The organism is Streptomyces flavusporus (genome assembly GCF_046267975.1).
Taxonomy (GTDB): domain Bacteria; phylum Actinomycetota; class Actinomycetes; order Streptomycetales; family Streptomycetaceae; genus Streptomyces; species Streptomyces flavusporus.
In genome coordinates, this window is the sequence record NZ_CP176503.1 from 522,081 (window position 1) to 535,372 (window position 13,292).

Annotated in this window: 14 protein-coding genes and 1 pseudogene; 6 read left to right on the plus strand and 9 right to left on the minus strand. The window is 71.6% G+C overall.

The window, feature by feature from the left end:
* Positions 1-55 precede the first annotated feature (55 nt).
* Together ACKTSN_RS02700 and ACKTSN_RS02705 are read right to left on the minus strand one after the other, a co-directional pair.
* Entirely contained in the window at positions 56-1,825 is a 1,770-nt protein-coding gene (locus ACKTSN_RS02700) for an ABC transporter ATP-binding protein (protein ID WP_409467596.1), read from the minus strand.
* 152 nt (positions 1,826-1,977) lie between these two features.
* Positions 1,978-2,523: a hypothetical protein gene (locus ACKTSN_RS02705; protein WP_409474717.1), complete on the minus strand. Its 546-nt coding sequence runs from the start codon at positions 2,521-2,523 to the stop codon at positions 1,978-1,980.
* A 218-nt stretch (positions 2,524-2,741) separates the two neighbouring features.
* Here ACKTSN_RS02705 and ACKTSN_RS02710 point away from each other — a divergent pair, with 218 nt between their 5' ends.
* Entirely contained in the window at positions 2,742-2,963 is a 222-nt protein-coding gene (locus tag ACKTSN_RS02710; protein WP_409467597.1) for a DUF397 domain-containing protein, read from the plus strand.
* 74 nt (positions 2,964-3,037) lie between these two features.
* On the plus strand, positions 3,038-3,958 hold the full coding sequence (locus ACKTSN_RS02715; protein ID WP_409467598.1) for a helix-turn-helix domain-containing protein: 921 nt from the start codon (positions 3,038-3,040) through the stop codon (positions 3,956-3,958).
* A 22-nt stretch (positions 3,959-3,980) separates the two neighbouring features.
* On the opposite strand, the gene ACKTSN_RS02720 is transcribed toward ACKTSN_RS02715, so the two are convergent.
* Together ACKTSN_RS02720 and ACKTSN_RS02725 are read right to left on the minus strand one after the other, a co-directional pair.
* Entirely contained in the window at positions 3,981-4,799 is an 819-nt protein-coding gene (locus ACKTSN_RS02720) for an SAM-dependent methyltransferase (protein ID WP_409467599.1), read from the minus strand.
* Positions 4,800-4,968: 169 nt separating this feature from the next.
* Positions 4,969-5,826 carry an aldo/keto reductase gene (locus ACKTSN_RS02725; RefSeq protein ID WP_409467600.1) on the minus strand — a complete coding sequence of 286 codons (858 nt, stop codon included), beginning with the start codon at positions 5,824-5,826 and terminating at the stop codon, positions 4,969-4,971.
* Between the two features lie 311 nt (positions 5,827-6,137).
* On the opposite strand from ACKTSN_RS02725, the gene ACKTSN_RS02730 reads away from it, so the two are divergent.
* The 4 genes from ACKTSN_RS02730 (at position 6,138) to sthA (ending at position 10,056) form a co-directional block, all read left to right on the plus strand.
* A complete protein-coding gene (locus ACKTSN_RS02730; protein WP_409467601.1) occupies positions 6,138-7,019 on the plus strand; it encodes a Gfo/Idh/MocA family protein in 882 nt (293 codons plus the stop codon).
* Between the two features lie 61 nt (positions 7,020-7,080).
* On the plus strand, positions 7,081-8,190 hold the full coding sequence (locus ACKTSN_RS02735; RefSeq protein WP_409467602.1) for a PP2C family protein-serine/threonine phosphatase: 1,110 nt from the start codon (positions 7,081-7,083) through the stop codon (positions 8,188-8,190).
* Between the two features lie 113 nt (positions 8,191-8,303).
* Positions 8,304-8,510, plus strand: a complete 207-nt coding sequence (locus ACKTSN_RS02740) for a hypothetical protein (RefSeq protein ID WP_409467603.1) — start codon at positions 8,304-8,306, stop codon at positions 8,508-8,510.
* Positions 8,511-8,652: 142 nt separating this feature from the next.
* Positions 8,653-10,056 carry a Si-specific NAD(P)(+) transhydrogenase gene (gene sthA / locus ACKTSN_RS02745; protein ID WP_409467604.1) on the plus strand — a complete coding sequence of 468 codons (1,404 nt, stop codon included), beginning with the start codon at positions 8,653-8,655 and terminating at the stop codon, positions 10,054-10,056.
* Positions 10,057-10,067: 11 nt separating this feature from the next.
* Here sthA and ACKTSN_RS02750 read toward each other — a convergent pair.
* The 5 genes and pseudogenes from ACKTSN_RS02750 to ACKTSN_RS02770 all read right to left on the minus strand — a co-directional run.
* Positions 10,068-10,184, minus strand: a pseudogene (locus ACKTSN_RS02750) (DUF5709 domain-containing protein); the annotation flags it as partial.
* 139 nt (positions 10,185-10,323) lie between these two features.
* Entirely contained in the window at positions 10,324-11,178 is an 855-nt protein-coding gene (prcB, locus tag ACKTSN_RS02755) for a proteasome subunit beta (protein WP_409467605.1), read from the minus strand.
* A gap of 74 nt (positions 11,179-11,252) precedes the next feature.
* Positions 11,253-12,194, minus strand: coding sequence for a lysylphosphatidylglycerol synthase domain-containing protein (locus tag ACKTSN_RS02760; RefSeq protein WP_409467606.1), 942 nt, complete (start codon positions 12,192-12,194; stop codon positions 11,253-11,255).
* Entirely contained in the window at positions 12,191-12,397 is a 207-nt protein-coding gene (locus ACKTSN_RS02765; protein WP_409467607.1) for a hypothetical protein, read from the minus strand. Before ACKTSN_RS02765 ends, ACKTSN_RS02760 begins: the two co-directional genes overlap by 4 nt.
* 141 nt (positions 12,398-12,538) lie before the next feature.
* Positions 12,539-13,288, minus strand: coding sequence for an HAD family hydrolase (locus tag ACKTSN_RS02770; protein WP_409467608.1), 750 nt, complete (start codon positions 13,286-13,288; stop codon positions 12,539-12,541).
* Positions 13,289-13,292: the final 4 nt, after the last annotated feature.

The following is a 13,292-nucleotide window of genomic DNA, read 5'->3' on the forward strand; positions in this document are numbered from 1 at the left end:
ATTTGACGCAAAACCGTCGCCCACCGCACAGGTGTCCGGCTCTTCCGTCGGACGGTCAGGCGGCCTGGCCGCTGTGCAGTGCCGCGTAGGCGCCGCCCCGGCGCAGCAGTTCCTCGTGCGTGCCGATCTCCTGGATGCGGCCGTCGGCCATCACCACGATCCGGTCCGCGCCCCGCACGGTGGACAGCCGGTGCGCGACCACGAACGTGGTGCGTCCGTGCAGCAGCCGGGCGAGGGCCTGCTGGACGAGCGCCTCGGAACGGGTGTCCAGCGCCGAGGTCGCCTCGTCCAGCACCAGCACCCTGGGATCCCTGATCAGGGCACGGGCGATGGCCAGCCGCTGCCGCTGCCCGCCGGACAGCCGCGCCCCGCGCTCGCCGACCAGGGTGTCGAGTCCCTGCGGCAGCCCGTCGACGAACTCCAGCGCGTTGGCGTCCCGCAGCGCTGCCCGGACCGTCTCCTCGTCGGCGTCGTCCATCCCGTAGGCGACGTTCTCACGGACGGTGCCGTCGAAGAGGATCGACTCCTGCGGCACGACCGACACGAAGCGCCGGTAGGTGCGCAGGTCGAGGGTGTTCATGTCGGTCCCGTCGAGCAGCAGCCGGCCCGCGGTGGGGCGGACGAAGCCGATGACGAGGTTGAGCACGGTGGACTTGCCGGCGCCGGACGCGCCCACCAGGGCGATCGTCTCGCCCGGTGCCACCGAGAGGCTGAAGTCGCGTACGGCGGGCCGTCCGCCGTCCTCGTACGCGTGAGAGACGCCGTCGAAGGTGACGGCGCCGCGCAGCGCGGTGAGTTCGGCCTTGCCCTCGTTGTCCTCGAGCTCGGGAGCCTGGAGCACCTCACCGACCGAGCGGACGGATTCGAGGCCCTTGGTGATGACCGGCGCCAGGCCGGTGAGTGTCGTCGTGGAGTTGGTGAGGGTGGTCAGGAAGGCGCTGAGCATGACGACATCGCCGGCGGTGACGCCCCACACGTCGTAGTACGAGATCAGCGCGGCGCCGGCGAGAACGAGGACACCGACCACGTTGAGGACCACCCAGGCGAGTGAGCCGAACCGGCCGTTGACCAGGTCCAGGCGCATCCCTGAGGTCAGCAGCCGGCGCAGGGTGCCGTCCATGCGGCGCAGCGCCTTGCCCTCCAGGCCGTGCGCGCGGGTCACCGGGATCAGGCGGGTCATCTCCGTCACGCGCGAGGAGAGCGTCTCGACCTCGTGGCGGAAGTGCTCGTTGTGGGTGCGCAGCCGGGCCCTGAGGCGGGCCACGAGGAGTGCGGCGGCGGGCACGACGACGAGGAAGACGGGGACGAACTCGGGGGTGCGGATGGCGATGATGACGAGTCCTCCGGTGAGGACGGTGATCGCGCCGAGTCCCGTTTCGGCGGTCTGTTGCACCATCTGCTCGACGGTCTCGACGTCGCGCACCACCTTGGCCTGCAGCACTCCGGCGCTGACCCGGGAGTGGTAGCCGATGGAGAGCTGCTGCATCCGGGTGCAGAGCGCGGAGCGCAGGTCGGTGCCCATGCGGCGCACGCTGCCGTACAGGAGGCGGACGTACAGCACGTGCAGCGGGTAGTTGACCACCAGGATGAACATGATGATCCCGATGCTGGTCCAGAGCCTGCTGATCGGCTGGTGCTGGACGACGGTGTCGATGATGGACGCGGTGATCAGCGGCAGCAGCCAGACCGGGCTGTGCTTGACCGTGAAGACGCCGACCGCGGCGGCCAGTCGCCATCGGTCGGTGTGGAACAGGTAGGCGAGGGTGCGTATCGGGTGTTCGCCCCGGTAGCGGTGGTCGAGCGGTCTCTCATGCGACGACGCCATCCGCGGTGGTCCTCTCCGTCAGCCGGGTCAAGGAGGCAGGAAGCGCTTTCTGCCCCGTTCGGCCAGGGGTACACCAGGTGACGGCAGGAATGTCGGAGCGTCCGCAGCGTGAGACCGACGAGCGGCGCCAACACGCCGTATGGATGGGGCCGCTACTCGCCGAGGGACCGGGCGAGTTCGGTGGACGCGCGGGCGATCTCGGCGTCCTGCTCGGCCTGGAGCTGCCGGACGACGCCCCGCCGGGCACGGACGGCCTGACGGGCGGCACGCTCCCAGACCACGTGGTTCTCACGGTGGTTGAGCAGCTTGGGATACGCCGTCGCGGTGTTCTCCCACTGCCGGGCGTCGGCGATGTTCTTCAGCAGCTCGATGATCCGGGCGCGGCAGGTCACATGGGGAAGCTGGGCAAGTTCCCACAGGAAGGGGACCGTCGCGGCCGTCGCCTGCTCCACCACGAAGCCGTACTGGCAGACACGGTCGCGCAGTTCGTCGAGTGCCGCCCCGGCGGTGTCGGCGCCGCCCCAGGCGATTTTGTTGAGCAGCAGCGGGATGCCGGCCGCGCAGCCGGTGGAGTCCCGGATCTCCTGCCACGGCACCTCGCCCAGCGCTCTCAGGGGCGTGGCGCGGGGAGCTCCCACCGGCCGCGTTTCGCGGTCTGTGCGCTCGGTGCTCTGCTGTCCCGTCGAAGCGGTGCGCATGGCGTCGGGCCTTTCCGCGGCAGTCATGTCGGTACGGGTGGCAGGTCGACGACCTGGCCTTTTCCCTGATGCGGCGTCATGATCGGGCGCCCCCATGTGGGTTGACGTCGTAGCTATTATCCACACCTACCCCACCTCCGTGCAATTGCACGAGAAATTGCGCGAGAATCCGGGTAGGGAGTCAGCAACGTGAACTGAGGGAGGTCGCGGTGCCAGTGATGCCGAACGGAGTGCGGGCGAGTTCGTTGGACGCCCGGTGGATCAAGAGCCGGCACAGCAACGCCGAGGGCAACTGCGTCGAGGTCGCCGCCCTGGGCGACGGGGGCGTCGCGATGCGCAACTCCCGTGATCCCGACGGCCCTGCGCTCGTGTACACCACAGCCGAGGTGGCTGCGTTCCTGGCCGGCGCCAAGGAAGGCGAGTTCGACCATCTGATGTGAGCCGTCCCGCCTGCTGCAGACCGGCCAAGTGCGATAGCGTGATAGTCACTTCTGCCGGTCTGCAGGGAGCCAGGATGTCCGCCGAGCCACAGCGCGTGTCCCGCCTCCGACCCTATCTCGACAGGGCGGAGCCCGCTCCGACTCTGCTGAAGATGCTGGTCGGCGTCCAGCTGGCGGGCCTGCGCGAGGATGCCGGGCTGGCCCAGGAACAGGCGGCGCGCGCCCTGGGATTCAGCCCCGCCAAGCTGTCGCGCATCGAGTCGGGCAAGGGCCGCAGGCCTCCGACCGAGGGCGATGTCCGCGCACTGCTGAAGCTGTACGGCGCGGAGGAGTACGAGGCGTCGGTACTGCTGCAGCTGCTCCGGCGGGCCGGGGAGCCCGGCTGGTGGCAGCGTTACGACAAGCGGCTGATGCCCGAGTGGTTCGACCGGCTGGTCGGGCTGCAGGAAGCGGCTGCCGCGATCCGTACGTTCGAGATCCAGTACGTGCCCGGCCTGCTGCAGACCCCGGACTACACCCGGGCGGTCGTGGAGCGCGGGCTGCCGGTGGCGCCGTCGCACGAGGTGCGGCGCCGGGTCGAACTGCGCACCCGGCGGGCCCAGTTGCTGCACCGGGCGGACGCTCCGCAACTGTGGGCGATCATCGACGAGTCCGTGCTGTTGCGCGTGCTCGGCAGCCGTGCGGTGATGCGCGAGCAGCTCGAGCATCTGGTCGAGATGGCCCAGCGTCCCCATGTCAGCCTGCAGATCGTGCCGTTGGACGTGACCAACGCGTCGGCCCCGGCGATCCCGATCACCTATCTCCGCTTCGACGGCCTCGATCTGCCCGACGTCGTCTACCTGGAGCACATCCGGAGCGCGAACTTCCTCGAGGACCGGGACGAGACGGAGGAGTACCGCGTCGCCCTGGACCGGCTGGCCGACGAGGCGCTCACGCCTCGCGCCTCCCTGGAACTGCTCCGGGAGACGATGGCGAGTCGCTACCCCGTCGGCTGAGCCACCGGATGCCCCGGACGAACTACGGGAGGCGGCCGACGCCGCCGAACTCGATCCACTCGTGGGTGAGCTGACGGGGCACCACCTCGGAGTCGGGGCGCCAGGTGGACACCTCCACCAGGCCCGGCTCGAGGATCTCCAGGCCCTCGAACAACTCCGCGACGTCCTTCTCCTGCCGCACCCGGCCCCAGTGCCCCTGCGTCGCCTTGTCCATGAAATCGGTGACGAACGCACGCACCTCGGGGTCCTCGCTGACCAGCTGGCACATCACCAGGTAGCTGCCCGGTACGAGCCGCTCGGCGACCCGGCGGGCCACCGCTTTCGGGCCGTCGGTCTCGCTGTCGGGAATGCAGTGGAAGACCGAGTTGAACAGCACGGCGACCGGCTGCGAGAAGTCGATCAGACGCTGCGTGTCGGGGTGCGAGAAGATCGCGTCGGTGTCCCGCATGTCGGCGTGGATGACGCAGGTGCGTTCGTCCTGCTCCAGCAGGGCCCGGCCGTGCACCAGCACCATGGGGTCGTTGTCGACATAGACGACGTGCGCGGTGGGGTCGTGGCGCTGCGCGACCTGGTGCACGTTGTCCTGGGTGGGCAGGCCGGAGCCGTGGTCGAGGAACTGCCGGATGCCGTACTCCGCGGCGAGCGTGCGGACGACGCGCTGGAGGAAACGGCGGTTGTTCACCGCGAGCCGGCGCGTGCTGGGCACGACCTTGTCGAGTTCCTCGCAGGCCGCGCGGTCCGCGGCGTAGTTGTCCTTGCCGCCGAGGTAGTGGTCGTACATGCGCGCGGCCGTCGGCACGTTGGCGTCGATCTCCGTGGACAGCGGCTTGCCGGTGTGCATCGATCCCCCTGCTTCGTGCCGAGCGCCAACTCGACTGGCCTGACAGGTAATACATCCTAGGGAGTGCGTGACTCCCCGTGCCAGTCCATGCGCGAATCGTCGGGGGAAGAAGGGCCGGTGTTCACGGTGCGGGCCCGGCATGGGCTGCCCGGCCCGCACCGGAGGGAGCTCAGACGGCGTCCAGCTCCGCCAGTTCCCCGGCGGTGAGCACGAGGCCGGGTGCGGCGCCGGAGTCGCGGATCGTCTCCGGCCGGCTGGCCCCCGGAATGGGGACGACCACCGGCGACTTGGCGAGCATCCAGGCCAGGCAGACGCGCTGTGGGCTCACCCCGTGGGCGTCGGCGATCCTCGCGAACGGGGCGTGGGCCGAGCCGAGTTCGCCGGCCCGGGAGATACCGCCGAGCGGACTCCAGGGGAGGAACGCGATGCCGAGTTCGTCGCACAGACGCAGCTCCGGCTCGCTGGAGCGGAAGGCGGGCGAGAACTGGTTCTGCACGGAGACCAGTCGGCCGCCCAGGATGTCGCCCGCCAGCCTGATCTGGTCCGGGTTCGCGTTGGAGATGCCCGCCATACGGATCTTGCCCTCGTCCAGCAGGTCGCGGATCGCGCCGACGGACTCCTCGTAGGGCACGCGGGGGTCGGGGCGGTGGAACTGGTAGAGGCCGATCGCCTCGACGCCGAGCCGGCGCAGCGACTCCTCGCAGGCCGCCTTGAGGTGAGCGGGGCTGCCGTCCAGCGTCCAACTGCCGTCGCCGGGGCGCAGATGGCCGCCCTTGGTGGCGACCAGGACGTCCTTGCCCCGGTCGTGGGTGGCGAGGGCCTTGGCGATCAGGGTCTCGTTGTGACCCACCTCGTCGGCGTCCCGGTGGTAGGCGTCGGCAGTGTCGATCAGCGTCACGCCGGCGTCCAGGGCGGCGTGGACGGTGGCGAGGGAACGTGCCTCGTCCGGCCGGCCCTCGATCGACATGGGCATGGCGCCCAGGCCGATCGCACTGACTTCGACGTCACCGATGCGGCGAGTGTGCATGGGTTCGTGACCTCTTTCGCCTGTCGCGCAGAACCGATGGAGTCCGTACGGCCGGGGGGCGGTCGTACGGGAGATGTCCCAGCGTGGCCGGGCTTGCGGCCGGCGGTCCAATAGCGGAAAGCGAACGGATTCAGTGGCCGGAGTGCTGAATGGGGGGAGCCGTGGCGGCTCGGGTCGGCCCGGGCGCCTCTTCGAGCCCGTCGATGGCGGGCCTGGTGTTCGTGTCCGCCGTTCGTGTGACAGGCTCGCACCCGGCCGGCCTCGTGGCGCCGGTCGTCGCAAGGTTCGGCAGCGTTGGAGAGGCGACCCGTATGCGTATCGGACTGCTCGGCACCGGCCCGTGGGCGCAGATGGTGCATGCCCCCGCCCTGGGCGCGCACGACGGACTGGACTTCGTCGGCGTGTGGGGGCGCCGTCCGGCGGCGGCGAAGGAACTGGCCGACCGTCATTCCACCCGCGCCTACGACGACGTCGACGCCCTGCTCGCGGAGGTGGACGCCGTCGCCGTGGCGCTGCCGCCGGCGGTACAGGCGGAGCTCGCGGCGCGTGCCGCCCGGGCGGGATGCCATCTGCTGCTGGACAAGCCCGTCGCCGCGACGATCGACGACGGCCGTGCCGTGGTCGAGGCGGCGCGCGGCGCCGGTGTCGCCTCGGTCGTGTTCTTCACCACGCGCTTCCAGTCCGCCCCCGAGGCCTGGATCACCGAACAGGCCGGACGGGACGGCTGGTTCGTGGCGCGGGCGCAGTGGCTCGGCGCGGTGTTCTCCGGGGACAGCCCGTTCGCGGCCTCACCGTGGCGCCGGGAGAAGGGCGCCCTGTGGGACGTCGGTCCGCATGCCCTGTCCGTGCTGCTGCCGGTCCTCGGAGACGTGACCGGCGTGGCGGCCGCGGCACGCGGTCCCGAGGACACCGTTCACGCGGTCCTCAACCACGCCACCGGCGCGTCCAGCACCCTGACCCTCAGCCTCACCGCTCCGCCCGCGGCGGCGGGGGCCGCCGTAGAACTGCGCGGCACGGCGGGGGTGAGGGCCCTTCCGGCGGGCTCCGAGGGGGCGCTTCCCGCGTTCGCCCGCGCGGCCGACGCCCTCCTCGCCGCCGCCGACTCCGGCCGGCCGCACCCCTGCGACGCGGCGTTCGGACTGCGGGTCACCGAGGTCCTCGCCTCGGTCGAGGAATCGCTCGGCACCGTGTGACGGTGGGGGCGCCGGCACAGCTCGGCGTGCGGCGCGCGACCCGGCGTAGCAGCGTGGTGGTGTGGAGAAGGCGTCCGTCCTGTCACCTCTCCGGCACCGGGACCGGCAGAGCTGGCTCAGGGGCGCGCCACCGCCACGCTGGGTGCGGGTGCTGCCGGTCGCGCTGATCGTGGGCGTGGGCGTGGCCACGGGTCTCAGCGACGATGCCCTCGACGTCGGCTTCCTGCTGGGCGCCATCCCGCCGCTGGCCGTCCTGTCGTACGGACCGCTGGGGACCGCCGTCCTCGGCGCGCTGACGATCACGCTGCTGCACATTCCGGCCCTCCAGCTGAACCGGCCCGGCGACACCGACCTGTGGACCATCGTCTTCGTCTCCGCGATGAGCGTGTTCGTGGCCTTCGTCCGCAGTCACCGCGACGCCCAGCTCGACATCGAACGCACCACCGCCGAGGCCGCACAGCGGGCGCTGATGCCGCCGCTGCCCGAGGGGGTCGGCCCGGTGCGCTGCTGGGGCCTGTACCGGGCGGCGCAGCGCGGGACGCTGGTCGGCGGTGACTTCTACGACGTGCGCGACGGCCCGTACGGGGTGCGCGCCGTGCTGGGCGACGTCCAGGGGCATGGTCTGGCGGCCGTGGGCACGGTCGCCTCCCTGCTGGGCGCCTTCCGGGAGGCGGTGCTCGATCAGCCGGATCTGGAGGCGGTCGCCGGCCGCCTCGACCGACGGCTGCGGGTGGACTCGGCGAGCGCCCGGCACGCCGAGCTGTTCGCGACCGCCCTGCTGCTCGAATTCTCCCGCGACGCGCGTTCGGTGCGGATCGTGACGTGCGGCCATCCGCCCCCGGTGCTGCTGCGGGCGGGAACGGCCACGGACATCGGGGTCGAGCCGTCGATGCCGCTCGGTCTCGGCCTTGCCGACGGCACCCCGCAAGGCGCGCTCTCCCTCTTCCTGGAGCCCGGCGACACACTGGTCCTGGCCTCCGACGGGGTCCTCGAGGCCCGTGACCGGACCGGCGCCTTCTACCCGCTGACCGAGCGGCTGACCGTCCTGGCCGAGCACGACCCCGCCGCCCTGACGGACCGGGTGTGGGCGGACCTGCTGCGGCACAGCCGGGTCATACGCGACGACGTCACGATGCTCGTGCTCGCTCCTCGGCCGCCGCCGACCCTCTGACCTCGGCATCACCCGCTCCGGATGCAGTGTGCGCTCCGACGTTGAATGGTGTTAGTGGACCCGATGACCGCACCGGGTTCGCAGCACAACCCCGGACCGGAGGAGCAGAGATCATGTCGACGCCACAGCCCGACGCGTCCAAGCCGGTCACGGACCGCGTCACCCCGGATGCCCTGCTCCACATCCGCACCGGCACGGACGTGTCGCCGGAGGACGTGGTGCTTGCCTCGGGCAAGGACCTCACCCCGAAGAACCTGGAATGGGCCCGGCGCAAGCTGGACCGCGAGGGACCGGCGGCCATCGACAAGCTGCTGCCCTAGGGGCTTCCGGGGGGACCTCGGACGCGTTTGCCGGCGATGCGTGCACGCCTCTCGACTGGTGTGGGCCTTCGGGCAGTTGACCGTAGCGCCGGTTGACCGTTCACCCTATCGAAGAGGTGTCCGGGCTGTCAGACTCCGGAGGGTGCCCGACTACGACATGCTCGTCCTCGGATCCGGCCCGGGTGGCCAGAAGGCCGCCATCGCCGCGGCCAAGCTGGGCCGCCGGGTCGCCGTCGTCGACCGCCCCGACATGGTCGGCGGGGTCTCCATCCACACCGGCACCATTCCCTCCAAGACACTGCGCGAGGCGGTGCTCTATCTGACCGGCCTCACCCAGCGCGACCTCTACGGGCAGAGTTACCGCCTGAAGGAGGACATCACGGTCGCGGATCTGACCGCGCGCACCCAGCACGTGGTCGGCCGCGAGGTCGACGTCGTCCGCAGCCAGCTGTCCCGCAACCACGTCGCCCTGTTCTCCGGCACCGGCCGCTTCGTCGACCCGCACACCGTGGCGCTGCGCGAGGTCACCGGCCATGAGCGGCTGATCGGCGCCGAGCACATCGTGATCGCCACCGGCACCCGGCCCGCCCGGCCCGGCAGCGTCGAGTTCGACGGGCGGACGATCATGGACTCGGACAATGTCCTCGCCCTCGAACGGGTCCCGCGCTCCATGGTCATCGTCGGCGCGGGCGTGATCGGCATGGAGTACGCCTCGATGTTCGCCGCGCTCGGCAGCAGGGTGACGGTGGTCGAGAAGCGGGCCGGGATGCTCGACATGTGCGACGTGGAGGTCGTCGAGTCGCTGAAGTACCACCTGCGGGACCTCGCGGTGACGTTCCGGTTCGGGGAGACCGTCGCCGCCGTCGAGCGTCATCCCCGGGGCGCCCTCACCGTGCTGGAGAGCGGCAAGAAGATCCCGGCCGACGCGGTGATGTACTCCGCGGGCCGGCAGGGTCTGACCGACGACCTCGACCTCGGCAAGGCCGGCCTGTCGGCGGACGCGCGCGGCCGGATCAGGGTCGACGAGCACTACCGCACCCAGGTGCCGCACATCTACGCCGTGGGTGACGTCATCGGCTATCCGGCACTGGCCGCCACGTCGATGGAGCAGGGGCGGGCGGCGGCGTACCACGCCTGCGGGGAGCCCGTGGGTCGGATGCACAACCTCCAGCCGATCGGCATCTACACGATCCCGGAGATCAGCTTCGTGGGGCGGACGGAGGATCAGCTCACCGAGGACCGGGTGCCGTTCGAGGTCGGGATCTCCCGCTACCGGGAGCTGGCCCGGGGGCAGATCGTCGGGGACTCGCACGGGATGCTGAAGCTGCTGGTCTCCCCCGAGGACCGCACGCTGCTGGGTGTGCACTGCTTCGGCTCCGGGGCGACCGAGCTGATCCATATCGGTCAGTCCGTGATGGGGTGCGGCGGCACGGTCGACTATCTGGTCAATGCGGTGTTCAACTATCCGACGCTGGCGGAGTCCTACAAGGTGGCCGCCCTGGACGCCACCAACAAGCTCCGGCAGATCGACCGGATCGCGGACTGAGGGGACACCGGTCAAGTGGTGTCGTCGTCGACGACGTGCACGGCGGCCTCCTCGGCGCCCGCGGCGCCGGCGTCGACGCCCTTGTCGTCGGCGACCGCTTCCTTCGTGGTGTCGGGGCGCAGGCCTTCGTTGGTCACCTGCTGGAAGTCCGCACGAAGTGACCCCCGCATCCCGCCCGGCCGGCCCTACAGTGCGGGGCATGGGCATGAAGTGCTCGCAGTGCACAGCGGTCGGCTTCGCTCCCCACGAGGTGTGACCCGTGGCCGGTCACGGCGCCGCGGTCGGCCCGTCCGGTCGGCTGTGGCGCTGTTCGACCATCTCGCGGCTGAGTTCCTCCGTCTCCGCGGCGGGCATGCGCTCGAACCCGTCCTCGGTGATGACGGACACGATGGGGAAGATGCGGCGGCTGATGTCCGGGCCGCCGGTCGCGGAGTCGTCGTCGGCCGCGTCGTAGAGCGCTTGGAGCGCGGCCAGGGCGGCCTCGCGCCGGGACATGCCCGGGTGGAACAGTTTCTTCAACGCGCCTCGCGCGTACGGCGAACCGGAGCCCTCGGCGTGGAAGTCCCGCTTCTCGTACGCGCCGCCGGCGACGTCGAAGCTGAAGATGCGGCCCCGTTCGCCCTCGGTGGCCCTGACGTCGTAACCGGCCATGAGGGGGACGACGGCGAGGCCCTGCATGGCCTGGCCGAGGTTCTGCCGGATCATCCCGGCGAGCCGGGTCGCCTTCGCGCTGAGGGTCATCGGGATGCCCTCGATCTTCTCGAAGTGGGTCAGCTCGACCTGATAGAGCTTCACCATGTCCAGCGCGAGCCCGACGGTGCCCGCGAAGGCCACCGCGGTGTAGTCGTCCGCGGGGTGCACCTTCTCCAGGTCGCGCTGGGCGATGACGTTGCCCATGGTGGCCCTGCGGTCCCCGGCGACCATCACCCCGTCGCGGTAGGCGAGCGCCAGGACGGTGGTGCCGTGCGGGAACTGCTCCGGTGCCGCCCGGACGCCGTCGGGGAAGGGCGGGCGAGTGGGCAGCAGCGCCGGGCGGTGCGCCGCGAGGAACTCGGTGAAGGAGGAGCTGCCGGGAGTGAGGAACTCCTCCCCCAGACGTCCGCCGCTCTCGTGTCCTGCCATACCACTTCCCCCTCGTCCATGGGTCGACAACCGGACTCCTACCTGAAGCGGGCGGACGGGAAACGCCGTCGCCGTCACAGGGCCTTGCGCCGGACGAGTACCGCCAGCACCAGCAGGCCCGGGATCAGCGGCAGCCACACGGTCAGCAGCCGGTAGCCGAGGACCGCGGACGCCGCCGCCGCTCCCGGCGCTCCCGCGGCCGTGAGGGCGAGGGCGAGGACCGCGTCGAGGGAGCCGAGGCCGCCCGGGGTGGGCAGCAGGGCGGCGGCGCTGCTGGCGGCCAGGTACACGAGGGCCACCCGGGCGGGATGCAGGGACAGGTCGACGGCCTGGGCGACGGCGACCAGAGCGACGGCGTGCAGCGCGGCGAAGGCCAGCGAGCCACCCCACAGGGCGGCCGCCCGCTGCGGCAGGGCGTGCACGGCCCGGACGTCCGCCGACACCGTCGCCAGGAGCTTTCTGCACCGGGGCCAGAGCCGGCCGGCCGGCAGCGCCGCGAGGCAGACTGCGGCGAGTACCCCTGCCACGAACACGCCGGGAACGTGCGGCAGCCGCAGCAACCCCGGGCAGGCCAGGGCGAGTACGGCGATCAGGGTGCCGCGCACGAGCCCGCCCGCCGCGGTCTTGACTGCGAGCGCGGTCAGCGATCGGGCTGCCGGAAGGCCGCAGCGCATCAGGAAGCGCAGGTTCACCGCGCCCGCCCCGAGGCCCGCGGGCAGCACGTGGTTGGCCGCCGAGGCGGCGAACTGGGCGGCGACCAGCCGCCCCGCGGGCAGCGGCTGGGGCACCGCGCCCTGCAGCGCGAGCGCGGAGCACAGCCAGGTCGCGGCCACCGCCGTCGCGCCCACCAGCAGCCAGCCGGGGTCGGCGACGGCGAGCCGGCCGACGCCGGTCTCCAGCACGGGCCAGTGCCGCCGGGCGAGGAGGCCGACGGCCACCAGGACGGCGAGGGTGAGGAGGGTCTGCCATAAGGCCCGTCGGCGGGTGAGGGGGACGGCGTACTGCTCGGGCGTCATGCGGCCGGGCCCCCACACGGCGCCGGTGCGACGTGCACCCGCAGCCCCTCGGCCCCGTGGACGGTCCAGGAACGGGCGTACTTCGGCGGGGAGCCGTCCGGCGCGGTGAGGACGGCGACCGTGATCAGCGCCACGGCCGCCGGGGCGCTGGGCGAACCCGGACGCAGCGCGCCGGCCCGGGTGACGCGCACGCTGTCGGCCATCGTCCTGCCCCTCCCCACGGCTCACAGGGTTGCTGACGCCCTCCTGCAGTCCGCGGACGCGGGGGCGGAAATCAGGGAAAACATGCAAAAACTAACCCACGCGGACGGGATGCGCAGCGCTGCATACGGCCACACGCCGGTTCAGCGGGCGTTCGGTGTGCTCCCCAGTTCGGCGAGATCCTTCACCACGATGTCCGCGCCGTGCGCGTAGAGCGCGTCGGCCTGTCCGGCGCGGTCGACGCCGACGACATACCCGAATCCGCCCGCGCGGCCCGCGTCCATGCCGGCCAGCGCGTCCTCGAAGACGGCCGCCCGCCCGGCCTCGACGCCGAGGTCGTGGGCGGCGGCCAGGAAGGTGTCCGGCCGCGGCTTCCCCGGCAGCTTGCGCTCGGCGGCGACCACGCCGTCGATCCGTACGTCGAACAGGCCCTCGGCGTCGATCGCACGCAGTACGGCACGGCAGTTGGCGCTGGAGGAGACGATCGCGGTGCGCAGGCCCTGGGCGCGGGCCGCCTCGATGTAGCGCAGGGTGCTGTCGTAGGGCTCGACGCCGCCGGTGCGGATCTTCTCCAGGAGGAGGTCGTTCTTGCGGTTGCCGACGCCGTGCACCGTCGGGGCGTCCGGCGGGTCGTCCGGGTGGCCCTCGGGCAGGTGGATGCCGCGGGAGGCGAGGAAGGTGCGGACGCCGTCCGCGCGGGGACGGCCGTCGACGTACTCGTCGTAGTCGGCGACGGCGTCGAACGGCCGGAAATGCTCACCCTCACGGTCGCGCAGGAAGGCGTCGAACGTCTCCTTCCAGGCGGCCGCGTGCACGACGGCCGTCCTGGTGACGACTCCGTCGAGATCGAACAGGCAGGCCAGGATTGCTTCGGGAAGACCGAGCTCCGTCATACCG